24 protein-coding genes are annotated in these 24983 nt (G+C 70.1%); 14 read left to right on the top strand and 10 right to left on the bottom strand.

The features are described from left to right. From KLK06_RS05360 to KLK06_RS05390, 7 genes are all read right to left on the bottom strand, one after another. Window positions 1-1653 (bottom strand): thiamine pyrophosphate-binding protein, encoded by a 1653-nt coding sequence (locus KLK06_RS05360; RefSeq protein ID WP_214634173.1) that lies wholly within the window; start codon window positions 1651-1653, stop codon window positions 1-3. A gap of 43 nt (window positions 1654-1696) precedes the next feature. After that, the gene (locus KLK06_RS05365; RefSeq protein WP_214634174.1) at window positions 1697-2752 is read right to left on the bottom strand and encodes an amidohydrolase family protein; all 1056 of its coding nucleotides are present in this window, start codon (window positions 2750-2752) and stop codon (window positions 1697-1699) included. Between the two features lie 26 nt (window positions 2753-2778). After that, complete coding sequence (locus tag KLK06_RS05370; RefSeq protein WP_214634175.1) at window positions 2779-3639, bottom strand: HpcH/HpaI aldolase/citrate lyase family protein; 861 nt, start codon at window positions 3637-3639, stop codon at window positions 2779-2781. Further along, the gene (locus KLK06_RS05375; protein WP_284734895.1) at window positions 3636-4226 is read right to left on the bottom strand and encodes an SRPBCC family protein; all 591 of its coding nucleotides are present in this window, start codon (window positions 4224-4226) and stop codon (window positions 3636-3638) included. Before KLK06_RS05375 ends, KLK06_RS05370 begins: the two co-directional genes overlap by 4 nt. Before the next feature lie 35 nt (window positions 4227-4261). Next, entirely contained in the window at window positions 4262-5065 is an 804-nt protein-coding gene (locus KLK06_RS05380) for an ABC transporter ATP-binding protein (RefSeq protein WP_214634177.1), read from the bottom strand. A gap of 448 nt (window positions 5066-5513) precedes the next feature. Next, the gene (locus KLK06_RS05385; RefSeq protein ID WP_374197100.1) at window positions 5514-5927 is read right to left on the bottom strand and encodes a sensor histidine kinase; all 414 of its coding nucleotides are present in this window, start codon (window positions 5925-5927) and stop codon (window positions 5514-5516) included. Between the two features lie 55 nt (window positions 5928-5982). Next, window positions 5983-6576, bottom strand: a complete 594-nt coding sequence (locus KLK06_RS05390; RefSeq protein ID WP_214634179.1) for a helix-turn-helix domain-containing protein — start codon at window positions 6574-6576, stop codon at window positions 5983-5985. A 275-nt stretch (window positions 6577-6851) separates the two neighbouring features. On the opposite strand from KLK06_RS05390, the gene KLK06_RS05395 reads away from it, so the two are divergent. The 8 genes from KLK06_RS05395 to KLK06_RS05430 are packed head-to-tail and all read left to right on the top strand — an operon-like array spanning window position 6852 to window position 16013. Further along, on the top strand, window positions 6852-7646 hold the full coding sequence (locus tag KLK06_RS05395) for an SDR family oxidoreductase (RefSeq protein WP_214634180.1): 795 nt from the start codon (window positions 6852-6854) through the stop codon (window positions 7644-7646). 28 nt (window positions 7647-7674) lie between these two features. Continuing rightward, entirely contained in the window at window positions 7675-8673 is a 999-nt protein-coding gene (locus tag KLK06_RS05400; protein WP_214634181.1) for a Gfo/Idh/MocA family oxidoreductase, read from the top strand. 47 nt (window positions 8674-8720) lie between these two features. Continuing rightward, a complete protein-coding gene (locus KLK06_RS05405) occupies window positions 8721-9875 on the top strand; it encodes a Gfo/Idh/MocA family protein (RefSeq protein ID WP_214634182.1) in 1155 nt (384 codons plus the stop codon). Between the two features lie 17 nt (window positions 9876-9892). Next, window positions 9893-11332, top strand: a complete 1440-nt coding sequence (locus KLK06_RS05410; protein ID WP_214634183.1) for an aldehyde dehydrogenase family protein — start codon at window positions 9893-9895, stop codon at window positions 11330-11332. A 50-nt stretch (window positions 11333-11382) separates the two neighbouring features. After that, window positions 11383-13344: a 3D-(3,5/4)-trihydroxycyclohexane-1,2-dione acylhydrolase (decyclizing) gene (iolD, locus tag KLK06_RS05415; protein ID WP_214634184.1), complete on the top strand. Its 1962-nt coding sequence runs from the start codon at window positions 11383-11385 to the stop codon at window positions 13342-13344. Continuing rightward, window positions 13341-14126 carry an HpcH/HpaI aldolase/citrate lyase family protein gene (locus tag KLK06_RS05420; protein ID WP_214634185.1) on the top strand — a complete coding sequence of 262 codons (786 nt, stop codon included), beginning with the start codon at window positions 13341-13343 and terminating at the stop codon, window positions 14124-14126. The genes iolD and KLK06_RS05420 overlap by 4 nt, the downstream gene beginning before the upstream one ends. 40 nt (window positions 14127-14166) lie before the next feature. Further along, window positions 14167-15138 (top strand): NAD(P)-dependent oxidoreductase, encoded by a 972-nt coding sequence (locus KLK06_RS05425; RefSeq protein WP_214634186.1) that lies wholly within the window; start codon window positions 14167-14169, stop codon window positions 15136-15138. Continuing rightward, complete coding sequence (locus KLK06_RS05430) at window positions 15135-16013, top strand: TIM barrel protein (RefSeq protein ID WP_214634187.1); 879 nt, start codon at window positions 15135-15137, stop codon at window positions 16011-16013. Before KLK06_RS05425 ends, KLK06_RS05430 begins: the two co-directional genes overlap by 4 nt. A gap of 29 nt (window positions 16014-16042) precedes the next feature. Here the strand turns inward: KLK06_RS05430 and KLK06_RS05435 are convergent, their stop codons facing one another. Continuing rightward, complete coding sequence (locus KLK06_RS05435) at window positions 16043-17089, bottom strand: LacI family DNA-binding transcriptional regulator (protein WP_214634188.1); 1047 nt, start codon at window positions 17087-17089, stop codon at window positions 16043-16045. 295 nt (window positions 17090-17384) lie between these two features. Between KLK06_RS05435 and KLK06_RS05440 the strand changes: the two genes are divergently transcribed. From KLK06_RS05440 to KLK06_RS05460, 5 genes are all read left to right on the top strand, one after another. Beyond that, window positions 17385-18383 (top strand): substrate-binding domain-containing protein, encoded by a 999-nt coding sequence (locus KLK06_RS05440; RefSeq protein ID WP_214634189.1) that lies wholly within the window; start codon window positions 17385-17387, stop codon window positions 18381-18383. 18 nt (window positions 18384-18401) lie between these two features. Continuing rightward, complete coding sequence (locus KLK06_RS05445; RefSeq protein WP_250904931.1) at window positions 18402-19439, top strand: ABC transporter permease; 1038 nt, start codon at window positions 18402-18404, stop codon at window positions 19437-19439. Continuing rightward, window positions 19436-20308, top strand: a complete 873-nt coding sequence (locus KLK06_RS05450) for an ATP-binding cassette domain-containing protein (protein ID WP_214634190.1) — start codon at window positions 19436-19438, stop codon at window positions 20306-20308. The genes KLK06_RS05445 and KLK06_RS05450 overlap by 4 nt, the downstream gene beginning before the upstream one ends. A gap of 2 nt (window positions 20309-20310) precedes the next feature. Beyond that, window positions 20311-21339: a Gfo/Idh/MocA family protein gene (locus KLK06_RS05455; RefSeq protein ID WP_214634191.1), complete on the top strand. Its 1029-nt coding sequence runs from the start codon at window positions 20311-20313 to the stop codon at window positions 21337-21339. 129 nt (window positions 21340-21468) lie between these two features. Then, entirely contained in the window at window positions 21469-22482 is a 1014-nt protein-coding gene (locus KLK06_RS05460; protein ID WP_214634192.1) for a Gfo/Idh/MocA family protein, read from the top strand. A 4-nt stretch (window positions 22483-22486) separates the two neighbouring features. Here KLK06_RS05460 and KLK06_RS05465 read toward each other — a convergent pair whose 3' ends face one another. Next, window positions 22487-23455: a transcriptional regulator gene (locus KLK06_RS05465; protein ID WP_214634193.1), complete on the bottom strand. Its 969-nt coding sequence runs from the start codon at window positions 23453-23455 to the stop codon at window positions 22487-22489. A 60-nt stretch (window positions 23456-23515) separates the two neighbouring features. Between KLK06_RS05465 and KLK06_RS05470 the strand changes: the two genes are divergently transcribed. Further along, a complete protein-coding gene (locus KLK06_RS05470) occupies window positions 23516-24682 on the top strand; it encodes an MFS transporter (RefSeq protein WP_214634194.1) in 1167 nt (388 codons plus the stop codon). On the opposite strand, the gene KLK06_RS05475 is transcribed toward KLK06_RS05470, so the two are convergent. Next, entirely contained in the window at window positions 24636-24896 is a 261-nt protein-coding gene (locus tag KLK06_RS05475) for an acyltransferase (RefSeq protein ID WP_214634195.1), read from the bottom strand. The two genes, KLK06_RS05470 and KLK06_RS05475, sit on opposite strands and share 47 nt — an antisense overlap. Between the last annotated feature and the right edge of the window lie 87 nt (window positions 24897-24983).

Consider the following 24983-nt stretch of genomic DNA (forward strand, 5'->3'; position numbering starts at 1 on the left):
TCACACGTCCTCGCCGTACTGGAGCCGCCGGTAGGGCACGCTCAGCACGCTGCGGGTGATTCGGATGTCGATCACGGTCGGCCGGGGGGCGCGTACGTACTCCGCCAGCGCCGCGCGAAGTTCCTCGATCGTCCGGACCGTGGCCCCGCCGCCGCCGAGCGCCACCGCGACCTGGCCCAGCTCCGGCGTCGGGATCAGCGCGAGCTCCGGGTCCAGGCCCTTGGCCGCCGACTTGTGGAACTCGGCGCCCAGTCCCTCGTCGTTCATGACGACGACCAGGAGCGGCAGCTCGTACCGGCAGGCCGTCTCGAACTCCGGCAGGTGCATCAGGAAGCTGGCGTCGCCCTCCACCACGAACCCGGGCTTGCCGCCGTTGGCCACGACCTGGCCGATGGCCAGCAGCGGGGCCTGGCCGATGGCCCCGAACATGCCGTAGTTGGACAGCACTTCCCGGGACCGCTGGAAAAGCATGGTGCCGAAGTCGACCTGGTGGCCGCTGCCCAGCACCAGCCCGATCTCGCCCGGGAGCTCGGCGTCCAGGACCCGGATCGCCTCGCGCGGGTCGATCAGGCCCAGCTCGCTCAGGTACTCCGCCGGGGCCTGCAGCGGCTCGGTCAGCCGGTGCAGCACCTCCTCGGTGTGGAAGCCCTCGATCCTTACGGCCCGCTGCTCCAGGGCCCGGTCGAGCTCGGTGACCCCGGTGACCGCATCGGCCTGGATGTAGCAGTCCGCCACCGAGCCGTTGCCCATCACCAGGTGCGGGGAGGTGTCGATCTGTATGTACTTGGCGTCCGGGTAGAGGTACCCCGCCTCGGTCGTGTAGCTGTTCAGGCTGGCGCCGACCCCGATCACGCAGTCGGCCTCCTGCAGCAGCTCCATCGCCAGCTTGCTGCCGAACAGCCCGGACAGCCCGACGTGGAACTCGGTGCGGTCACACAGCCAGTTCTTCGCCTGCAGCGTGGTGGCCAGCAGGGCACCGGTCCGCTGCTGAAGGCCGAGGATCTGCTCACCGACGCCCGCACGGCGCGCCCCGCGCCCCGCGATGATCACCACGCGCTTGCTCAACGCGATAATGTCGCAGGCCGCCGCGATCCGGGACGGGTCCGGCAGCAGCCGTGGGCGGTCGAGGAGTGCGGTCGAGGGGACGTACTCGTCGGCGTCCTCGACCGTCCCCTGCTGGATGTCCATGGGGGCGCTCAGCATCACCGGCCGGGACTCGGTCCGCGCCAGGTAGAAGGCCCGCTGCACCGCCTCCTCGGCCTGGTCTGGCCGGGAGAGGTGGACGAATTCGCACTCGATCGCGGCGGCGAAGCGTCGCTGGTCGAGGTACTGCGTGGCACCCTCGTCGCCCCAGGCCGTCTCGCCGCAGAAGGCGACCAGTGGGGTTCGTGCCCGGCTCGCGCACACCATGGAAGTGGCCAGTTGCGAGACGCCCGGTCCGCTGGTCGTCGTGACGACGCCCGGCTGCCCGGTCGTGCGCGCCCAGCCGTCGGCCATGCCCAGGCCCGACCCCTCGTGGCGCACCTCGTACAGTCGCACCCCGCGCTGGGCGAGCGCGTTCATCCAGTGCATGTTGGCGTCGCCCATCATGCCGAAGACGTCGCTCGTGCCCTCCTTGACGAACGCCTCGGCGAGCGCTTCATATGCCTTCAATTTCGGTACCCCTTCGGATTTGTCACGTACGTCGAGAGCCGGCTCACGCCTCGGCCGGCACACGGCCCCGGGACTTCAGCACGCCCTCCAGTCGCCCGAACGCCCGCAGCGCGTTGCCCCCGTACACTGCCTGCCGGTCGGCGTCGCTCAGCGTCTCGATGGAGTCCAGGAGGTACTTCGTGTCGTCGAACCGGTGCCCGGTCTCCGGGTCCACCCCGCGAACGGCGCCGATCATCTCCGAGGCGAACAGGACGTTCTCCACGGGGATGACGTCCACCAGCAGCTCCATCCCGCGCTGGTGGTACACGCAGGTGTCAAAGAAGACGTTCTGCAGGATCGACTCCTCCAGCGGCGGCCGGCCCTGGTCCTGCATGACCCCCCGGTACCGGCCCCAGTGGTACGGGACCGCGCCGCCGCCGTGCGGCAGGATGAACTTCAGGGTCGGGAAGTCTCGGAACAGATCCGACATGCACAGCTGCATGAACACCGCGGTGTCGCCGTTCAGATAGTGCGCGCAGGTGCCCTGCAAGGCAGGGTTCCGCGACATCGCCACATGGACCATCGCGGGAACGTTCAGCTCCACCATCTTCTCGTAGAGCGGGTAGTAGACCTTGTCCGTCAGCGGCGGCGCCTGCCAGTACCCGTCCGAGGGGTCGGGGTTGAGCAGGCAGCCGACGAAGCCCAGCTCCTCGACGCAGCGCTCCAGCTCGGCGACGGAGTTGCGCACCGAGGCGGCCAGGCCGTCCCCTGGGGACTGCGGGAGCTGGCACACCCCCACGAACCGGTCCGGGAACAGCCCGCACACCCGGCTGATCAGGTCGTTGCTGACCTGGGACCAGGCCAGGCTGGTCTGCTCGTCGCCGTAGTGGTGGGCCATCTTCCCCGCGCCCGGGGAGAAGAGCGCGAGGTCCGTGCCGCGCTCCAGCTGCAGCTTCAGCTGCCCCTGCTCGACGGCGGCCTGGATCTCCTCGTCGGTGATGCGGAGTTCGGCGGGCGACACCCGTGCGCCCGACTCCTCGAACGCCTTGATCTGCCGTTCCCGCCACTTCCCGAGCGCGGCCGGGGCCGTGGTGAAGTGACCATGGCAGTCGATGATCATGAAATAGTCTCCGATATGTGCGTAGGTCAGGCGCGGCCGGTCAACGTGCGGCCCAGGTCGAGGCCCGGGTACGACTTGACCGGGGCGCTCATCAGGAACCGGTAGCCGTCGTCGAGCACCTGCTTGAGGTTGTCGGCCGTCACGTGCGGATGGCCGACGGCGACCCCGCGCTCGGTGCAGATGTCGAGGATGCGGCGCTTGCACTCCAGGACGCGCGGGTGCTCGTACTGGCGGGGCACTCCCAGCTCCTGGCTCATGTCGCCCTCGCCGATGATGACCAGGCCGATCCCCGGCACCTGATCGAGGATGTCCGGCAGGTTCTCGATGCCGAGCTGGTCCTCGATCATGATGGCCACGAGGATCTCGCCATCCGGATCGAGCGGCCAGACGTCGGCTCTGGCGTAGTACTCGGTGTTCGGGATGCCCCAGTAACGCACCGCCGCGTGCGGGCCGTCCCCGCGCAGCCCGGCGGGCTCGTAGCTGGGGCTGTCGGGCAGCCGCGGGTAGCGGCAGGCCGCGACGGCGTTGTAGGCCTCCTCCACCGTGGCGATGTGCGGCCACACGATCCCGTACGCGCCCAGGTCCAGGGCCTGCTTCGCATGCCACTGCCCCTTCTCTGCGCCGTTGACCGGGATCCGCACGAGCGGGGTGACCGCGGGCGCCAGGCTGGCCGCCCCGAAGATCTGCCGCCGGTTCAGCAGGAACTGGAAGCTGTCCCGGAGCGCGTTGACGTCCCAGGGCTTGTGCTCCATCTCGAAGACCAGGCCGTCGTAGTCCGTGGTGCTGAACTCGACGGCGGTCGCCGGGTCGGCCGACGCGAAGGCCGTGAAAACGTGCTGCCCCGCTTCCAGCGCGCCGATCACTCTATTGAGCCTGGAGGCTGTCACGACCGGCCTCCTTCCTCGGCTGCTCCGCCGACTGGTTCCTGACGTACGTTCCGCAGCCGCGCCCACCAGGCGCGCAACCGGCTCAGCAGGCCGGTCGGCGGTGGTGCCGCTGTCGGCGGGGTGTCCAGCTCGGCAGGTTCAGCGCAGCGCTGGACCAACTCCGCTGAGAACTCCTTGGTCATCCTCGAGACCACGACCCCGGCACCCGACTCGATCAACGAGGCGAGCTTTCCAGTGAGCTGGATCTCGCCGTCTACGGTCACCCGCGAGTCGCTGGGGCCCTCGCCCTCCGCCACGCGGAACGTGGCGTTTCCACTGAAGCGCGTGGCCCCCTGCCCGTCCCGGCCGCGGGCCGAGAGGCGCCCCTCGAGCTCGGACTCCGTCAGCTCCAGGGTGACGCGGGCGGCGAACCTGACCCGCAACGCCCCGAACTTGACGACCAGGGTCCCGTCGAAGGAACCGTCGTCGTGGGCCGCCCCGAGCTCGGCGCCGCCGATGCAGGACACGACGTCCGAGGGGCTCGACAACACCTCCCAGACGCGTTTCGGCGGACTTGGAACGGCGATCGTTTCGGTGATGGATATCAACGCTGTGAACCTCGTTTTGGCAGCTGGGCGGTCTTCTACGCGGTGGCGTCCGACATCTGCAGCTCGGACTTGAACAGACCCCAGAGGTCGTTGTAGAGCTCCGCGAACTCGGGCGACTCGACGAGGGAGCCGATGCTGCGGGGGCGCTCGAAGGGCACGGGAAGAACACGGCGGATCGTGCCGGGCCCGCTGGACATCACAATGACCTCGTCGGCGAGGTAGATCGCCTCGTTGAGGTCGTGCGTGACGAAAATGAGCGTGCCGTTCTGCTCTTCCCAGAGGTTGAGCAGCTCCTGTTGGAGCTTGAGCCGGGTGATGGCGTCCAGCGGCCCGAAGGGCTCGTCCATCAGCACGATGGAGGGGTTGTAGATCAGCGCCCGCGCGATCGCGACGCGCTTCTGCATGCCGCCGGAGAGCTCCCGGGGATAGTGGTCCTCGAATCCCGTGAGGCCGACGACTCTGACCCAGTGGGCGATCCGTTCGTCCCGCTCGTCCTTCGGAACCTTGCGGAACTTCAGCGCCAGGCCGATGTTGGCCTTGACGCTCAGCCAGGGAAGCAGATTGGCCTGCTGAGTCACGTACGCCGCTTCGGAGTTGACGGAAGTGACGCGCTCCCCGTCGAAGTAGACCTCCCCCCGGGTCGGGGAGAGCAGCCCGGCGGCGAGATTGAGGATGGTGCTCTTGCCGCATCCGCTGGGCCCGATCACGGCGACGAACTTGCCCCGCCCGACCTGGAACGAGACGTCCTCGATGGCCGGCTGGTGGCTGCCCGGGAACTCCAGGGTGACGTGCTCGAGGCGGAGGGCCTCCGCATGGGGGTCGTGCTGATTGGTCGACATCGTTGCCTCCTTGACCGGCCTACCGGCCGGGTAGGGCGGTCCTGCGCCTGCGCGGTGTTCGAATGCGCCCGTGCAGTTGATCTTCTCGACAGTTGTGCGGCTCGTGCGCGCATGCGCAGGAGCCGTGCTGTGTTCGTCTTTGTGCTCGCGTGCCACGTGGTCGACGCGGAGATTGTCCGACAAGCGGTGCGTGGAACTTAACACCACCGACTCATAGCTGCAAGTGTTCGCAGCTAAGCAATCATTTCGGAAACACCTCAGAGCCATACCGCTTGGGATTGTTAGACAATTTTAAGCAAGCTCTCAGGTCGGCGAGGTCTCGCTCCGGCTAGCGCGACGGGCTGTCCGACCCGCATCCGCAGGCATGGCAACGGGGGCCGTCGGGCAGTTGGAGGAACCTGCAGACTCGCCCCGCGAGGGCCCGCTTGGCCACACCCCGCCGCTCCTGTCAGCGACTCGGGAAACCGACCTCCACGGCAAGGCCGCCTTCTGGTCGTGCGCGCGCGGTGAAGGTGGCGTCGTGGACGGTGGCGATGGCGCGGACGATCGAGAAACCGAGGCGGTGGTGACCGTCGTTGCGGGCGGTGCGGTCAAGTCGCTGGAAGGGCTCGAACAGCCGGTCGACCTGCGCCGGTGGAATGACCGGTCCGGTGTTGGCCACGGAGAGGAAAGCGCGCTCGCCTCTGGTCTCGGTCGCGACTTCTACTCGCCCGCCTGCGATGTTGTAGCGGATGGCGTTGTCGAGGAGGTTGGCCACCAGGCGCTCGACGAGAGCAGGGGCGCCCGAGCCGGCAGACGGCGTCGCGCCAGCGACTCGGCCGCTCAGGCCAGCACCAGCGGGCGACTCTCCTCGTGCCGGCAGGCCGCCGCTGAGATCGTGGCGACATCATCCCGTAACGAGCGATCGCAAGATCAGCTCATTTGCCGGCGGGCTGGGCGCGGACGTGGAGACGTTCGCCCTGAGGTCCGAAGAGGGAGAGGATCTCGACCGGCTCGGGACCGGCGTTGCCGAACCAGTGCGGGATATGGGTGTCGAACTCGGCGACCTCGCCGGGCGTGAGAATCACATCGTGCTCGCCGAGGACCAGGCGCAGCCGACCGGCCAGTACGTAGAGCCACTCGTAGCCCTCGTGCACCCGGGGGTCGGGCTCGGTTCCGGGCCAGTTCGGTGGCATGACCTGCTTGAACGCCTGGAGCCCGCCGGGCCGGCGGGTGAGCGGGATGAAGACGGAGCCACGGCGATTGAACGAGCGCAACTGCACACGCGGGTCACCGGTGGGCGGCGCGTCGACCAGCTCGTCCAGCGTCACCTGGTGGGCGCGCGCCAGGGGCAGCAACAGCTCCAAGGTCGGCCGCCGCTGCCCGGACTCCAGGCGCGACAGGGTGCTGATCGAGATGCCGGTGGACTCCGACAGCTCGGTCAGCGTGGCGCCGCGCTGCTGGCGCAGGGTCCGCAGCCGTGGCCCGACGGCATGCAGAACGTCGTCCAGAACAATCTCGTCATCGTCCATAGACGCACTTTGCCACAACGGCAAGCGCTTTTGTCAATGTCAGCGGGTGGTGAGTGCCGTCACGACAGCCGCGTACATGGTCGACTTGATCGTGCCGAGGGTGGTGCCGATTCGCTTTCATGGTGAGCGGGGGCATGAGGCGTTCTTGAGTCGTTCTGGCCGCCGTACGCGCGCGGACGGAGCCTACGGTTTTGTGTCAGGGGTCACACGCCCTGTCCCACATCCCGGCCGATCGTCGCGGGGTGTGCCATCAGAACTTCCTGGGGGAGCCAGTCATGCCTCAGCTCAGCGACGCCTTGCTCGACGGCAGGGTCGTCCTCGTCAGCGGTGGGACGCAAGGCTTGGGTGCGGCGATCGCCATCGCCGCGGTGCGGAACGGCGCCGACGTCGTGGTCACCGGCCGGCGGAAGGACGTCGGTGAGCAGTTCGCGACCGATCTCGCCGAACGGTCGGGGCGGCAGGTTCGCTACGTCCAGGCCGATGCCAGTGACGTCGGCCAGGGCCAGGCCGCGGTCGCGGAGACGATCGACCGGTTCGGCCGGATCGACTGCATGGTGAACTGCGCCGGCCTCACCACCCGCGGCACGATGCTCGACACCACGCCGGAGCTCTTCGACGAGCACATCGCCGTCAATCTGCGTGGTCCGTTCTTCCTCATGCAGGCGGCGATCAAGGACATGGTCGCCCGAGGCAAAGGGGGTTCCATCGTCAACATCATCACGATGTCGTCCCACGGCGGTCAGCCGTACCTGGCGCCGTACGTCGCATCAAAGTCCGGCCTGGTCGGACTCACCCGCAATGCCGCGTTCGCTCATCGCTGGGACCGGATCCGGATCAACGGCGTGAACATCGGGTGGACCGAGACCGAGGGCGAGGACGCCACCCAGCGCCGTTGGCACGACGCCGACGACGACTGGCTCGAGAAGGCCGCGGCCCAGCAGCCCATGGGGAAGCTGGGGCAGGTCGACGAGATCGCCGACTTCGTGATCTTCCTGCTCTCAGACCGCAGCGGTGTGGTCACCGGGTCCGTCATCGACTGGGACCAGATCATCCCAGGCGCCCACGAGTAGTCGTCACCACCTCAGGAGAAGTTACGCCATGCGCATCGGACTGATCGGCGTGGGACGCATCGGCGCGTTCCACGCGCAGACGCTCACGGACCTCCCGGCGGTCGACGAGATCATCATCACTGACGCCGCCCCCGACCTCGCGCGACGGGTCGGGGAGCGGCTTGACGTCCGCGTCGCCCCGGAGCCCGCCGACGTGCTGACCTCAGGCGTCGACGGCATCATCATCGCGTCCTCGACCGCCACTCACCCCGACTTCATCCGAGCCTGCGTTCGGGCGGGGATCCCCACCTTCTGCGAGAAACCCGTCGCCGCGCTGTCGGAGGAGGCCGTCGCGCTGCGGGACGAGCTGGCCGGCAACGACACCCCGATCCAGATCGGCTTCCCACGCCGCTTCGACGCCGCCTACATGGCGGCCAGGGCAGACGTGGTCGCGGGCACCCTGGGGTACGTCCACACCGTACGCTCGACGACGCTGGACCCGGCGCCTCCGCCGGAGGCCTACATCCGCGGGTCGGGCGGCATCTTCAACGACTGCGCGATCCACGACTTCGACGCCGTCCGGTACGTCACCGGCCAGGAGGTCGTCGAGGTGTACGCCGCCGGCACCAACCAGGGCGTCGACTACATCGAGGCCGCCGGTGACGCCGAGTCCGTCACCTCCATCCTGACCATGACCGGTGGCACGCTCGCCGTCGTCTCCAACAGCCGTTCCAACGGCCGCGGCCACGACGTCCGCCTCGAGGTGCTGGGCAGCAAGGATTCGGTGGCCGCGGGCCTGGACGACCGCCTGCCGCTGCGGTCCGCCGATCCGGCGGTCGCCTTTCCGTCCGGCACACCGTGGAACTTCTTCATGGACCGCTTCGCGGACGCCTTCCGCGCCGAGCTGACCGCCTTCACCCAGGTCGTGGCCGGCGCCCTTCCCTCGCCCTGCACCCTCCACGACGGCGTCGAGGCGTCGCTCATCGCCGAGGCCGCCACCCGATCCTGGCGCGAGCATCGGCCGGTGCGCCTCGACGACGTCCGCTGACCTCCTTCAGAAAGGCAGGCGGAGCCATCCGCCGCAGGTGGACCCCAATGTCGCAACATGTCAACGTCGGTATCGTCGGCTTCGGCTGGATGGGCCAGGTCCATGCCAAGGCCCTGACCCGCGTCCTGCAGCACTACCGTGATCTGGGCGCGACCCCGCGCCTGGTCGGGGTCGCGGACCCCGCCGACGACGACCGCCTCGACTACGCCCGCAAGGTCTTCGGCGTCTCCTGGACCACCCCGGACTGGACCGACCTCGTCAGCCGCGACGACATCGACCTGGTGTGTGTCGCGGGCCCGAACTTCACCCACCGCGACGTGGCCGTGACCGCCGCCAAGGCGGGCAAGCACATCTGGATCGAGAAGCCCGCCGGTCGCAACCTGGCCGAGACCCAGGAGATCGCCGACGCGATCGCGGCCGCCGGCGTCGCTTCCGCCGTCGGCTTCAACTACCGCAACGCCCCCGCCGTCGAAGTCGCCCGCGACCTGGTCGCCTCCGGCCGGATCGGCGAGGTCCGCCACGTCCGGGTGCAGATGCTCGGCGACTACTGCGCCCACCCCGACGGCGCCCTGACCTGGCGTTTCGTACAGGACCAGGCCGGCAGCGGCGTCATCGGCGACCTCGCCTCGCACGGCCTCGACCTCGCCCAGTACGTTGTCGGCCCGATCACCGCCTTGCTCGCCGAGACATCGACGTTCATCACCCAGCGTCCCCAGGCCATCGGCGCCTCGTCGCACTTCTCGCGTGGCGCGGACGGCCCGCTGCTGCCGGTCGAGAACGAGGACCACGTCCTCACCATGCTGCGGTTCGCGTCGGGGGCCAAGGGCTTCCTGGAGGCCAGCCGCGCCTCCGTCGGCGAGCAGAACTCCTACGGGTTCGAGGTGCACGGCAGCACCGGTGCTCTCGCCTGGGACTTCCGGCGGATGGGCGAGCTGCAGGTGTGCCTCGGCCAGGACTACCAGGGCGCGTCGTGGACCACCCACCGCGTCGGGCCGAACGACGGCGAGGCCGGGGCGTTCCAGCCGGACACCGCTATCCCGCTCAGCTTCGACGACCTCAAGGTGATCGAGGCCCAGCGCCTGCTCACCTCGATCGTCACCCATACACCCGACGGCGCGACCATCGCCGACATGGTGCTGGCCGCTCGGCTCGTCGACGCGATGCTTCGCTCGGACGCCGAGAAGCGCTGGATCACCGTCTGAACAGGAAGGCCCACACCATGACCGACGGTCAGCTCCTCATCGCCGGCGAATGGGTTCCGAGCGCCGGTGGGCGGGTCGAGGAGGTCCGCTCCCCGTACGACGGGCACGTCGTCGGGCAGGCGGCCATCGCCGACACCTCCGACGTCGACAAGGCTCTGGCCGCCGCCGAGCACGGCGCGGCGGTGTGGCGCGAGTTGCCCGCCCACGCCCGTCTCACCATCCTGATGCGCGCTGCCGCGCTCGTCGACGAGCGCGCCGAGGAGATCGCCGCGCTGTTGTCCGCCGAGAACGGCAAGACCATCACCGAGGCACGCGGCGAGGTCGGCCGCGCCGGCGACATGATCCGGCTCGCCGGGTACGAGGGCACCCAGCTCTACGGCCAGACCCTGCCGCTGGACGCCCACCGGGGCACCGGCCTGGACAAGGTGGGCTTCACCCTGCGCCAGCCGTGCGGCGTGGTCGTCGCGATCACCCCGTTCAACTACCCGTCGCTGCTGGTGTTGCACAAGGTCGCGCCCGCACTGGCCGCCGGCAACGCCGTCGTCCTGAAGCCGGCCAGGACCACCCCGCTGACCGCGCTGGCCCTGGCCCGGGCGTTCACCGACGCCGGGCTGCCTCCAGGTGTGCTCAACGTCATCACCGGCCCGGGCGGCCGGCTCGGTGACGCGCTCGTCTCCGACGCCAGGGTCCGCAAGATCTCCTTCACCGGCTCCACCGCGGTCGGCGAGCACATTGCACGCACCGCCGGGGTGAAGAAGCTGTCCCTCGAACTCGGCGCCTCGTGCCCGGTCGTGATCCTTCCGGACGCGGATGTCGAGGCCGCGGCCAGCGCTATCGCGGCCGGCGGCTACATCAACGCCGGCCAGGTGTGTATCTCCGTCCAGCGCGTCATCGCCCACCCACGGGTGCACGGCGACCTCCTGGACGCCCTCGTTCCCCTGGTCGAGGCGATCCCTTACGGCGACCCGTCCCAGGACGGCACCCGACTGGGGACCCTGATCAGCGAGGCCGAGGCGCGGCGCGTCGAGGGGGCGCTCCGCGCCTCGGTCGACGGTGGAGCCAAGCTCCTCACCGGCGGGCAGCGCGAGGGCGCCATCGTCACCCCGGCTGTCGTCGATGACGTGGCCCCGGACGCCCCGCTGAACCAGGAGGAGCTCTTCGGCCCCGCGGTCGCGATATCCACCGCCGAGGACTGGGCCACCGCCATCGCGTACGCCAACTCCACCGCCTACGGGCTGGGCGCCGGCGTGTTCACCAAGGACGTCAGCGCCGCCGTGCGTGCCATGCGTCAGATCGACGCCGGCGTCATCCACATCAACTGGACCCCGCTGTGGCGCGCCGACCTCATGCCCTACGGCGGCCTCAAGGCCTCCGGCATCGGCAAGGAAGGCTTCCGCGCCGCCGTCGCCGAGATGACCGAGGAGAAGACCATCATCCTGCACGGCCAGCCCTGGTGACCCGCCCCTCAGTCAGTGCGGATCCCGTGCGTCCCAAGGAGAACAAGGACATGACAAGCAACCGGACGCTGCGCCTCACCACGGCCCAGGCACTGGTCCTGTACCTATCCCGGCAGTACAGCGTCGCCGACGGCGACCGCCGTCGGATGATCCCCGCCGCGCTGGGCATCTTCGGTCACGGCAACGTCGCCGGACTCGGCCAGGCGCTCGACCAGTACGCCGACGACCTGCCGTTCATCCAGGGCCGCAACGAGCAGGGCCTGGTCCACATCGCCAGCGGGTTCGCCAAGGCCTCCCGGCGACGCGCGGCGCTGGCCGTCACCGCGTCCATCGGGCCCGGCGCGCTCAACATGGTCACCGGCGCCGCCCTGGCGACGGTCAACCGGCTGCCCGTCCTGCTGCTGCCCGGCGACTCCTACGCGACCCGCCGTCAGGGACCGGTCCTGCAGCAGCTGCAACACCCGATCGAGGCCGATGCCAGCGTCAACGACGCCTTCCGCCCGGTGTCCCGGTTCTTCGACCGGATCACCCGCCCCGAGCAGCTTCTCACCGCGCTCCCGGCCGCCATGAGGGTGCTCGTGGACCCGGTCAACACCGGAGCCGCCGTCCTGTCCCTGCCGCAGGACATCCAGTCTCACGCCTACGACTTCCCGCTGGAGTTCTTCGCCGAGCGCGACTGGGCCATCCGCAGGCCGGTCCCTGAGCAGGACGAGATCGCCGCCCTCGCCGAACTGTTCGCGACGGCCTCCCGGCCGCTCATCATCGCCGGCGGCGGTGTCCTCTACGCAGGCGCCGGCACCGAGCTCGAGCGGCTCGCCGACACCGTCGGCATCCCGGTCGCCGAGACCTTCGCCGGCAAGGGCGCCGTCCAGGCCGACGCCTGGTGGCAGTTGGGGGGCATCGGCCTCGAGGGCAACCCCGCGACCAACGAGGTGGCCCGCGCCGCCGACCTCGTGCTCACCGTCGGGTCCCGGCTGACCGACTTCGCCACCGCCTCCCACTCGCTGTTCACCACCGCCGACGTGCGGTTCGCCAGCATCAACGTCGACCCGCGTGACGGCGACCGGCTCGGCGCCACCTCGGTCCTCGGCGACGCCAAGCTCGCCCTGCGAGCCCTGGCCGACGCCCTCGTGGCCGCCGGGGTCACGACCAGCAATGCCTGGCGGGACACCGTGACCACCGCCAAGGCAGGCTGGCTGCCCGTACGCGCGGCGGCCCTGGACGCCGACACCCCCGTCGACGTGGACGCGCTGCGCGAACAGGCCACCGACGCCATCCCGGACACCGATGCCGTCCTCACCCAAGGCCAGCTCATCGGGCTGCTCCAGGAGCACGCCCATCAGGGCGACACCATCGTGGCCGCCGCGGGCGGACCGCCCGGTGACCTGCTGAAGGTCTGGGACGCCACTGACGGACGCACCTGCCACCTGGAGTTCGGGTTCTCCTGCATGGGCTACGAGATCCCGGCCGCGATCGGCACCCGGCTCGCCGACGCCGACCCAGAGCACCGCGTCACCGCCTTCATCGGGGACGGTACGTTCCTCATGGCACCCACCGAGCTCGCCACGGCCGCCCAGGAGGGCCTGGCCGTCACCGTGGTGGTCCCCGAGAACCACGGCTACCAGGTCATTCACCGGCTGCAGATGTTCACGATGGGCCGCGAGTTCGGCAACGAGTTCCGATACCGCACGGAGCCGCTCACTCTTGAGGCGGGCAAGGACGCCGCACTGACCGGCGACTACCTCCAGGTCGACCTCGTGCAGGTCGCCGCCGGCCTGGGCGCTCGGGCCCTGCGGGCGACGACTGCCGGCGAGATCCGGCGGGCGCTCCAGGAGACCCGGTCGGAGACCCGTCCGGTCCTCATCGTCGTCCCGGTCATCCCGCACGCCGACCTTCCGTCGGCGGGTTGCTGGTGGGACGTCGCGCCCGCCGAGGTGTCCGAGTCCGACACGGTCCGCGCCGCCCGAAGCCAGTACGAGTCCGGCCTGGCCACCCAGCGGTGGCACGGATGACCCACAACCCGTACGCCTTGGACCGCGGCGACCTGCGACGACGCCTCGCCCGCGGCGACGTCACCTACGGCACCTTCCTCGGCGCCGCCACACCGGTCACCGCCGAAGTGTGCGCGGCGGCCGGCGTCGACTGGGTCCTGCTCGACCTCGAGCACGGCGCCGGCGGCGAGGAGCAGGCCCGCGACGTCATCGCCGCCGCCGCGTCGTACTCGGTGCCGACGGTCGTCCGGGTGGAGTCCACCGAGCGCATCCGCGCCGGCCGCCTGCTCGACCTGGGCGCGGCCGGGGTCATGTTCCCCCGGGTCAACACCGCCGACGAGGCCGCCGCCTGTGTGCGGCACCTGCGCTACCCGCCGGCGGGGGACAGGGGAGTGGCCACCTACAACCGCATGTGCCGGTACGGGCTGGACCCGGCCGCCCTCGACCGCTCGGACGGCGATGTCCTCGGCGTGGTCCAGATCGAGACCCTCCCGGCCCTGGACGCCGTCGAGGACATCGCCGCCCTCGACGGCGTCGACGTCCTGTTCGTCGGCCCCCGCGACCTCAGCCACGCCCTCGACGTCCCCGGCCAGACCCAGGCACCGGTGTACGTCGCCGCCCTCGACCGGGTCCTCGCCGCGGCCAAAGGGAACGGCAAGGCCGCCGGACAGCTCGTGTCGGACGGCGCCGCGGCAGCCAGACTGGCCGCGGCAGGCTGGCAGTTCCTGGCCATCGGCTCCGACACGACCCTGCTCGCCGGCGCCGTCGTCGCCGAGCTGCGCAAGGCCGGTGGGACGCCGTGAGGACCGTCATCGCCGAGCTGCGCGGGGCCGGTGAGAGGCCGTGAAGACCGCCGTCGGCCGGCAGATCGTCGTGACCCTGGGTGACGTCGAACCCGGCCTCGTCACCGGGCACCTGCCGCCGGACGTGCGATTCGTGGCCGACCCCGGCCCCGAGGACCTTCGTGGAGCCGCAGGAGCGATCGTGCGGGCCGACGCCCTCGTCGACACCGCGATGCTCGACCGGATGCCCAACCTCCGGGTGCTCGCCCGCACCGGCGTCGGCGTGGAACGGGTCGACGTCGCCGAAGCCACCCGCCGCGGCATCGCCGTCGTCGTCACACCAGGCGCCGGCACCCACGCCGTCGCCGAAGGAGCCCTGGCGATGATCCTCCATCTGGTGAAACGGCTGGGCGTCACGACCGAATGCGTCGCCCGAGGCCGCTGGTCAGAACGTGGCACGATCACCCTCGGGGACCTCGAGGGAGCGACGATCGGCATCGTCGGCTACGGCCGGATCGGCCGCCGCGTCGGCCACCTGGCCCGCGCGTTCGGCATGACCGTCCTCGCCCACGACCCCTACCTCACGCAGCCGGAGGACGGCGACGGCGACGGCCGCGCCGAGCTCGTCGGTCTGGCGGAACTGCGTTCCCGTTCGCAGGTCGTCACGCTGCACCTGCCGCTCACGCCGCAGACCCACCACCTCGTCGACTCGGCCTTCCTGGCCGCCATGCCGGTCGGGTCGATCCTGGTGAACTGCGGTCGCGGCGGCCTGCTCGACCTCGACGCCGCCGCGCACGCCCTCGCCGACGGCCGGCTCGCCGGTCTCGGCCTGGACGTCTTCGACCCCGAACCACCGACCCACCATCCGGTCTTCGACCACGCCGGCGTCGTGCTGTCGCCTCATCTCATGGGACTCAGCGCCGGCGCCACCCGCGCCACGTTCACCGCTGCCGCACAGGGTGTCGCGGACGTCCTCGCGGGCCGACGACCAGCCGCTCTCGCCAACCCCATGCCTGTACAGGAGGAACAATGACCGACGCCGTCCACCGCATCGCAGGAGCCCCCATCAGCTGGGGTGTCTGCGAAGTCCCCGACTGGGGCTACCAGTTGCCCGCCGACCAGGTCCTCAGCCAGATGAGCGAGATCGGCCTGTCGGCCACCGAGCTCGGCCCGGACGGCTTCCTGCCGGCCGACCCCGACGAGCTCGCCAAGACCCTCGCGGCGCACGACCTGCACGCCGTCGGCGGCTTCACCCCGTTCGTCCTTCATCGCGATGACATCGACCCCATGATCGAGCTCGACCGGCTCCTGCCCGGCTTCATAGCCGCGACGGCCGACGTCATGGTCCTGTCCGCCGACTCCGGCCAGACCGGCTACGACTCCAGGCCCGACCTGGACGAGGCGGGCTGGCACCGGTTGCTGCACAACCTGGACCGGGTCGCCGCCCACGCCGCCGAGCACGGCATCCGTGCCGTGCTCCACCCGCACGTCGGCACCATGGTCGAGACCGGACCGGAGGTGCAGCGGGTCCTCGACGGCTCGGCCGTCTCCTTGTGCCTGGACACCGGCCACCTGCTCATCGGCGGCACCGACCCGGCCGTCCTGGCCGGCCAGGTGCCCGACCGGATCGCGCACACCCACTTCAAGGACGTCGACCTGACGTACGCCCGCAAGGTCCGGGCGGGCCGCCTCACCTACACCGAGGCGGTCCGAGAGGGCATGTACCGGCCGCTGGGCACGGGTGACGTCGACGTCGCCGCCATCGTCGGGCACCTGCGCGGCAACGGCTACGACGGCTGGTACACCCTCGAACAGGACACCATCCTCACCGAGCCGCCCACCGGCGAAGGCCCGGTCGCGGACGTCAGGACCAGCGTGGACTACCTGCGGAGCCTGCTCGCCGGGTGAAGAACAACCCGGCTCCGAGCTGTGGTTCGTCAGAGCTCGGAACCGCCGTAGATCGACGCGGGCTCGTTGTACGGGGTGACGACCTGCACCTGGGACGGGATGCTCACCGGCTTGCCCGGCAGAACTCCGCGCGCCTGTAGCAGCAGACGACAGGCGCGCCGCATGTCCGCCCGCATGTCATGGTGCAGAACCGCGGAGATCTTCCGCGTGCGCAGCAGCGCCTGGTTGTCGCCGTCGAGATCATGCGCGACGAAGACCTTCGGCGTCACCGCGACCTCCTCGAACGCCTTGAGTATGGCGACGTTCCCACCGCCCGCGGAGTAGACCGCGTTGATCGACGGGTGCAGCGCCAACGCGCCACGGACCGCCACGAGGATCGTCCGATCCAGGCCGTCGGTGTCCTTCACCTCGTGCACCGCCCGCCCGGGGGCGAGCTCGGCCAGCGTGCGCCGGAAGCCGGCGTCCCGCTCTTCCTCGCCGCGGAACGACGAGTGGCTGACGGTCACCAGGACGGCTCCGCAAGGCCCTGCCCACTGGGTGATGAGATACGCGGCCGTCGCGCCGGCGGCCACGTTGTCCATGCCCACGTAAGCCGTCCGCCGACTGTCCGGAACGTCGGTCACGAACGTCACGGTCGGGATGCCGCGGTCAGCCAGTCGCCGCACCGCGTCGACCACCAGAGGATGGTCGGGCGCCTTGAGGATGACCCCGTGCGACCCCCTGTGACCCACCGCGTCGAGCAGCGCCGCCGCGGAGGCGGCGTCGCTGTGCTCGCTCAGATGCGACCGGGCCCGGAGCGTCGCCGGGCGCAACGACCGTAGTGCGGCCTCCAGCGCGTCCCGGGAGGCGATGGCGAAACGCTCCGGCGTCTGCATCACCAAGTCCACGATGAGCGTGCGCCCCGACAGATGCACCTGCTCCCGCTGCCGCTCCAGCTCGTCGATCGCCTGGTTCACCTGTGCGACCGTCTCCGGCCGGACCCCCTCGCGGCCGTGCAGCACCCGATCCACCGTCGCCCGGCTCAACCCGGCCTGAGCTGCGATGTCGACCACCCGGTGCTCGCGACGAGCGCCCATCCGTCTTCCTCCACGTGTCCACGCCGACGTCCCGGGCTCTGAGGCGTTCTTGAGGCACTTCACTAAGTTCGGGAGCCGATTATGCGTACTAGTGTGACACGCGTCACTCCCCCTCTCGGGGGTAGGGCAGCACAGGAGACGCCGCCCGGCCAGTCCGCTGTGCCAGACGTTCCTCAGCACGTCGAATCCATAGGCAATCACCGGTCCCGGGCCACCGTTTGGGCCGTCGCCGTCCACCACATGTCATTCATCCAGTCACCGCATCGAGGCGGTGATGTCCGAAAGGCAGCCGATCATGATTCGCTCCAAGCCTGCCGCCAGCGCAGTCCTCGCGCTCTCCGCGGCACTTGCCCTGACGGCCTGCTCATCGTCGGGCGGCAAGCAGGAGACCTCGCCCTCGAGCGGCGGTGGCACCGCTGCGGCGTCCACCCCGAAGATGACCATCGCCATGATCACCCACGCGGCACCGGGCGACACGTTCTGGGACATCATTCGCAAGGGAGCCGCCGCTGCCGCGGCCAAGGACAACGCCGAGGTGCAGTACTCCTCCGACCCGGACGCGGCCAAGCAGGCGCAGCTCATCCAGGCCGCGATCGACAAGAAGGTCGACGGCATCGCGGTGACCGACCCGAACACGCCGGCACTCGGCGCCACCATCAAGAAGGCGATCGCGGCGGGGATCCCGGTGACGATGTTCAACGCCGGCGGCGCGGACGCGCTCAGCCTCGGCGCGCTGGGCTACTTCGGCCAGGGCGAGAAGGAGGCCGGCGTCGCGGTGGGCAAAAAGGCGGTGGCCGACAGCGCCAAGAACATCCTGTGCGTGAACCAGACCCAGGGCCAGCAGCAGCTCGTCGACCGCTGCGACGGGGTCAAGGAGGGAGCGGCCGGCGCCAAGGTCACCCAGATCTACGTCAACGGCACGGACGACTCGGCCGTGACGACGACCATCCAGGCGAAGCTGACGCAGGACACGGGCATCGACTACGTCGTCACCCTCGGCGCGCCGATCGCCCTCGACGCGGTGAAGTCCGTCAAGGGTGCCAACAGCTCGGCGAAGATCGGGACCTTCGACACGAACAAGGAGCTCGTCGCCGCCATTCAGAACGGTTCCATCCAGTGGGCGGTCGACCAGCAGCCGTACATGCAGGGCTATCTCGCGATCGACGGGATCTGGTGGTACCGGACGAACGGCAACACCCTCGGAGGCGGCCAGAACGTGGCCACCGGTCCGGCGTTCATCGATAAGACCAACATCGAGGCCGTGGCCAAGTTCGCCGCCAACGGCACTCGATGATCAGGAGAGTGATCTGAGATGACGATCGTCATGGCCACACCCACCGACGACCGCGTCGCAACGCGGTCCGCGGCGGCCATGTTCCTCGGACGTCCGGAGGTGGGGGCGCTCATCGCCGCCGGCGCCGTCGCCGTGCTCTTCCTCGCGGTGGCACCGGCGTTCCGGCACGCCGCCAACATCGGGACGATCCTGTACGGCTCCTCGACGATCGGCATCATGGCCGTCGCCGTGGCACTGCTCATGATCGGCGGGGAGTTCGACCTGTCGGCCGGTGTGGCCGTGACGTCGTCCGGTCTCGCCGCCGCGCACACCGCGTGGTACCTCGGTCTGAACGTCTGGGTCGGCGTCCTGTTCGCTCTGGTGTTCTCGCTGGCCATCGGAGCCTTCAACGGGTGGCTGCTGCACCGCACCGGCCTGCCGAGCTTCCTGGTCACTCTGGGCTCGTTCTTCGTGCTCCAGGGGGTCAACCTCGCGATGACCCGGGTCATCGCCGGCGGCGTCTCGTCGAACTCGCTCAACGACATGGACGGATTCGACAGCGCCAAGACGGTGTTCGCCTCCAGTTTCACCATCGGGCCGGTCACCGTCGAGATCCCGGTGATCTACTGGGTGGTCCTCACGGCGATCGCCTCCGTGCTGCTGCTGCGCACCAGGTACGGCAACTGGATCTTCTCGGCCGGGGGAGACCCGGCGGCCGCCCGCGCCGTCGGCGTCCCGGTCAAGGCCACGAAGATCGCCCTGTTCATGGGGGTGGGCTTCTGCGCCTGGCTGCTGGGCATGCACAACCTGTTCATGTACAACAACGTGCAGTCCGGTCAAGGCGTCGGCAACGAGTTCATCTACATCATCGCGGCCGTCATCGGCGGCTGCCTGCTCACAGGGGGCTACGGCTCTGTCGTCGGGGCCTCGGTGGGCGCCCTCATCTTCGGCATGACGCAGCTGGGCATCTCCTACGCCGGCTGGGACCCCGACTGGTTCAAGACCTTCCTCGGGATCATGCTCATCGCCGCCACGTTGGTGAACCTTTACGTGAAGAAGAAGGCTGATGCCCGATGACGGCGGAGAATGAGACACAGTCGCAGAACGGCCCAGTCCTGCAGCTCGAGAACATCGGCATGCACTATGGCAACATCCATGCGCTGCGCGGGGTCAACATCACCGTCAGGCAGGGCGAGGTGACCTGCGTCCTCGGTGACAACGGCGCCGGCAAGTCCACCCTCATCAAGATCGTCGCGGGCCTGCACGACCACACCGAGGGCAGCATGTCGCTGCGCGGCATCATCCGTCGCTTCGGCTCCCCGCGCATCGCCCAGGCCTTCGGCATCGCGACGGTCTACCAGGACCTCGCACTCGCGCCGCTGATGTCGGTGTGGCGGAACTTCTTCCTGGCCAACGAGATCCGCAAAGGGCCGTTCCTCGACATCCCTACGATGAAGCGGATCTGCCAGGAGGAGCTCACCAAGATGGGGATCGTCATCCCCGACCTCGACCGCTCCGTCGGCAGCCTCTCCGGCGGCCAGCGCCAGGTGATCGCGATCGCCCGGGCGATCTACTTCGGCGCCAGCGTCATCATTCTCGACGAACCCACCGCCGCGCTCGGCGTCAAACAATCCGGTGTCGTCCTGAAGTACATCGCCAAGGCGCGCGACGCCGGCCTCGGGGTCATTTTCATCACCCACAACCCCCACCATGCCTACCTCGTCGGCAATCACTTCATCATCCTCAAACTCGGCCATGTCGTCCTCGACGCCCACCGCGACGAACTCACCCTCGAACAACTCACCGCCGAGATGGCCGGCGGCCAGGAACTCACCGAACTCAGCCACGAACTGCGCGGCGCCCAACCCGGCAAGGTCGTCCCCCCGCACACCGTCGAGCACGGCGGCATCCCCGCCCCCGACAGCATCCCGACGGGCGAGGCGTGAGCATGGAGGAGCACGAGCTGCGGGTCGGCATCATCGGCGTCGGCGTGATGGGGGCCGACCATGCCCACCGGATCGCCCGGCTGGTGGGCAACGCCCGGCTGGTGGCGGTCTCGGACCCCGACACCGCCCGGGCGCAGGCGGTCGCGGGGCAGTACGACGGAGTGCGGGCGATCAGTGGCCCCCTCGACCTCGTCGCCGCCGACGACGTGGACGCCGTCGTCATCGCGTCGCCGGGGTCGGTCCACGAGGAGCAAATCCTGGCCTGTCTGGAGGCCGGCAAGTACACCCTGTGCGAGAAGCCGCTGACGATGGACAGCGCCTCGTCGCTGCGCCTGGTCCGCGCCGAGCGCGAGCGTGGCCGACCGCTGGTCCAGCTCGGGTTCATGCGCCGCTTCGACCCCGAGTACGCCCGGATGAAGGAACTGCTCTCCTCGGGACGGCTCGGGCGGACGCTGCTCGTGCACAACACCCACCGCAACAAGGACGTCCCGGACTCGTTCCGCTCGGAGATGATCGTCCGTGACAGCCTGGTGCACGAGGTCGACGTCGCGCGCTTCGTCTTCGACGAGGAGATCGAGGAGATCACCGTCCTGTCTCCCGCGCCGTCCGGCCACTCACCCGAGGGAGTCGTCGATCCACAGATCGCCATCTTCCGGATGGCGGGCGGCGGCATCGTCACCAACGAGGTGTTCGTGCGCAGCCAGGTCGGCTACGAGGTCCGCTGCGAGGTCGTCTGCGAACGCGGAACAGTCATCGCCGGTCGCCCCTGGGGAGACCTCTACTCGACGGCCGTAGGGGACGCCGGCGGCTCATGGGGCGGCACCGTCCCCGCGGACTTCCGGGCCCGCTTCGCGCGCGCGTACGATCTGGAGCTCCAGGCCTGGGTCGACGCCTGCCGCCGTGGCGAGGTCGTCGGACCCACCACGTGGGACGGCTACGCCGCGAGCGCGGTCTGCGAAGCGGGGCTGAAGTCCTTGGCCACCGGTGCCCCCGTGCCCGTCGACCTCGCGGACGCCGCCACACTGGGGTAGCCGAAGCACGGGGCACCGCCGGGACGCACATCCCAGTCCATCGGGACGCACGTCCCGATCCGCCGCGGCGGCCGAGCCCGGGCCGCCGCTCACAAGAGACACGAACTACGCCTGAGGAGGCCACCAGCTATGTCCCCCCTGCAAGAACCGCTCCGCATCGGCGTCCTAGGGGCGGCGAGGATCTCCGGCCAGGCCATCGTGGCGCCTGCCGCCGCGATGGGGCACCGGCTGGTGGCGGTGGCGGCGAGGGACCCGCGCCGCGCCGAGGCGTTCGCCCAGGAGCACGGAGTCGAGCGCGTCGTCGGCAGCTACGCCGACCTGGTCGCCGACCCCGAGGTCGACGTCGTCTACAACCCGTTGCCCAACGGCCTCCACGGCCCCTGGAACAGCCAGGCTCTTCAAGCGGGCAAGCACGTCCTCAGCGAGAAGCCGTCCGCTAGTAACGCCGAGGAGGCCGCCGCGGTCGACGATGCGGTCCGCAAGGCCGGCACCACGTTCATGGAGGCGTTCCACTACCTGTTCCACCCCGTGACCCAGCGCCTGCTCGCCATCGCGGAGTCCGGCGAACTCGGCCGGATCGAGCACGTCGCCACCATGGTGGCCATCCCCCCGCCGTCGGATGCCGACCCGCGCTGGTCCCTCGCGCTCGCCGGCGGCGCGATGATGGACCTCGGCTGCTACGGCCTGCACGCCCAACGCATGCTGGGCAGATTCGCCGGCGGCCCGCCCGAGCTCGTGTCGGCCCAGGCCGGCATACACCGGGATGTGACGGACGTCGACGAGTGGCTGAACGCCGAGCTCGCCTTCCCCAGCGGAGCCACCGGGTCCGCCCGTTGCCACATGGCGTACGGGGAAGTGGAGATGACCCTCCGCGTCGTGGGGATGGAGGGCGAAGCCGTGGCGCACAACTTCGTCCTGCCGCACGTGGACGACCGGCTCAGCATCACCACCCGCTCCGGCTCACGCGTCGAGACGCTCGGCAAGCGGTCGTCGTACACCTACCAATTGGAGGCGTTCGCCTCCGCGGTCCGCATGGGCACGCCTCTCCCGATCGACTCGGACGACGCCGTGTCGAACATGCGACTCATCGACGCCTGCTACCAGGCCGCGGGCCTGCCGCCCAGACCAGCGAGCGCCCATTGAGAGGTCAGTTCGATTGGGCGTTCACCAGGACCTCCCCGGCTTCCGTACGGTCGTAGAACACCGACCGCCCGGCCCGTCGGCGGCGGATCAGCCGGGAGTCGAGCAGGACCTTGAGGTGGCGGCCCACGGAGCCCAGGCCCTGGCCGGTCAGCGCCACGAGCTGCGTCGTGCTCTTCGGGGTGTCGAGCAGCATGAGGGCGTTCGCCCGCGCGGGCCCGAGCAGCCTGCCCAGCGCCTCGGGCACCGGCACGCGGCCGGCGTCGGCCAGCGCGCCCGAGCACGGGTACACCACGGCGTGCCGGTGCGCCTCGTCCCACGAGACCCACGTCTGGCTCGGTGTGACGGGGACGAACATCAGCCGCGCCCCGGAGAGCTCTCGCGGCGGGTAGTCGTGCGTGCTGATCTGCAGCCGGCTCTCGCCGAGCCAGCGCATGCCGGGGCGCATGTCGTCGAGGGTCGCCGCCCAGCCGCCCTGGCTCAGCCGCGCGGTGCGGGCGATGACGTCGGCCTCGATGACCCGGCGGCGGCGCGGCCAGTAGGGGAGGACCGTTTCCTGCCACACCCATTCCAGCAGGTCGGCGGTGCGTTCCGGCAGGTCGCCGCGGTGCAGTCGGGCGGGGAGCGGACCGCCGAGCGACACGGTCAGGTCGGCGCGGGCGGCCTCGGGCGGGGTCTCGCGGATGCGCGCCACCTCCTGCTCGAAGGCGGGTTCGGCGTCCTCGAAGGGGGTGGGGGTGAGGAAGTCGGCGTTCCAGGTGCGGCCCAGGGCGGCCCGGATGAGCAGTGCGGTGATCGGATCGCGGGCCTGCCGTTCGCGGTAGGCGGGCAGGTGGGCGTCGAGCCACGCGCGCTCGCCCGGATGCGCGGCCGTGCCTCGTTCGAGGGTCTTCAGGCTCGCCGTGGCCTCAGCCAAAGGTGAGACGACGAACCGGCTGTCCGCCAGCGTGTCCGCGTTGACCTGCCACCAGCCCATGGTTTCGCCTCCCCGCGAAACATTAACGCCCTGGTGGCAGGGCCACTGACACTTTCGGCCATGCGCACCTATCGCGAACTTTTCCGGACGCCGGAGTTCACGCCGCTCTTTCTGGCGTGCGCCGGGCAGGTGGCCGGCCACACGGTGAGCGGGCTGGCCCTGGGCACGCTGGTCTACTCGGCGACGGGGTCGCCGCTGCTGTCGGCTCTGGCCATGTTCGGTCCCGCCCTCGTGCAGGTGATCGGGGCGGCCACGCTGCTGTCGGCGGCCGACCGGTTACCGCCGCGTGCCGCGCTGACGGGCCTGATGCTGGTCTTCGCCCTCGCCACCGCCGCGCAGGCCATCCCGGGGCTGGCGGTGTGGGCGGTCTTCGCCGTCCTGCTGGTGCAGGGGTTGATCACCTCGCTGGGCGGGGGAGTGCGTTACGGGCTGCTCAACGAGATTCTCACGCGGGATGGGTACCTGCTCGGCCGCTCGATGTTCAACATGTCCGACGGCTTCGTGCAGATCTGCGGGTTCGCGACCGGCGGCGTGCTCATCGCCGTCCTGTCGCCGCGCGGCGCGCTCCTGACCGGGGCCGGCCTGTACCTCGCCGCGGCGGCCGTCGCCCGCTTCGGCCTCAGCCGCCGGGCGCCGCGGGCCGCCGGGCGGCCGTCGATCGCCGAGACCTGGCGGGACAACGCCCGGCTGTGGTCGGCCAGACCTCGCCGGTACGTCTACCTCGCCCTCTGGGTGCCCAACGGGTTGATCGTCGGCTGCGAGTCGCTTTTCGTGCCGTACGCGCCCGGGCAGGCGGGGCTGCTGTTCGCCTGTGCGGCGCTTGGAATGCTGGCCGGTGACGTCGTGACCGGCCGGTTCGTGTCGCCGCTGTGGAGGGAGCGGCTCAGGGTGCCGCTGTGCCTGCTGCTCGCCACGCCGTACGTGATCTTCGTGCTGCACCCGGCGCTGCCCGTCGTGGTGGCGGCCGTCGCGCTCGCCTCGGCCGGGTACTCGGCGAGCCTGGTGCTCCAGGAGCGCCTGATGTCGCTGACGCCGGACGAGCTGAGCGGGCACGCCCTAGGGCTGCACTCCTCAGGGATGCTGACCATGCAGGGGGTGGGGGCCGCGCTCGCGGGTGCCGCCGCGCAGCTGACCTCGCCCGCGACGGCGATAGCGGTGATGGCGGTGGCCTCGGTCACCGTCACCCTGACTCTGGCGCCCGGGCTGCGGGAACCGGTACCCGCGTGACCGCCGTCAGGCGGCGTTGATACCCGGCGGATACACGGCTGAGCGCCGGGCTGGCCACGCGCACCGTGCCGTCGTCGCCGACGACCACGGCGGTCACCAGCCAGTGGCCGAGCACCACCCCCAGGATGGCCAGAGCACGCAGCGCGTCGACGGCCCGGTCGCGGCCGGGCGGGGTCGCCGACTCGATCCGCTGGATGAGCTGGGGGGATGCCATGGCGGATGGGTCCTTCCGGATGCCGGTGGTTGCGGCACCGAAGCTACGGATCCCACCCTGTGGTCGGCCTCCCGCCGGAGAGTGCAC

It is taken from the genome of Nonomuraea sp. NEAU-A123, assembly GCF_018603905.1.
GTDB lineage: Bacteria > Actinomycetota > Actinomycetes > Streptosporangiales > Streptosporangiaceae > Nonomuraea.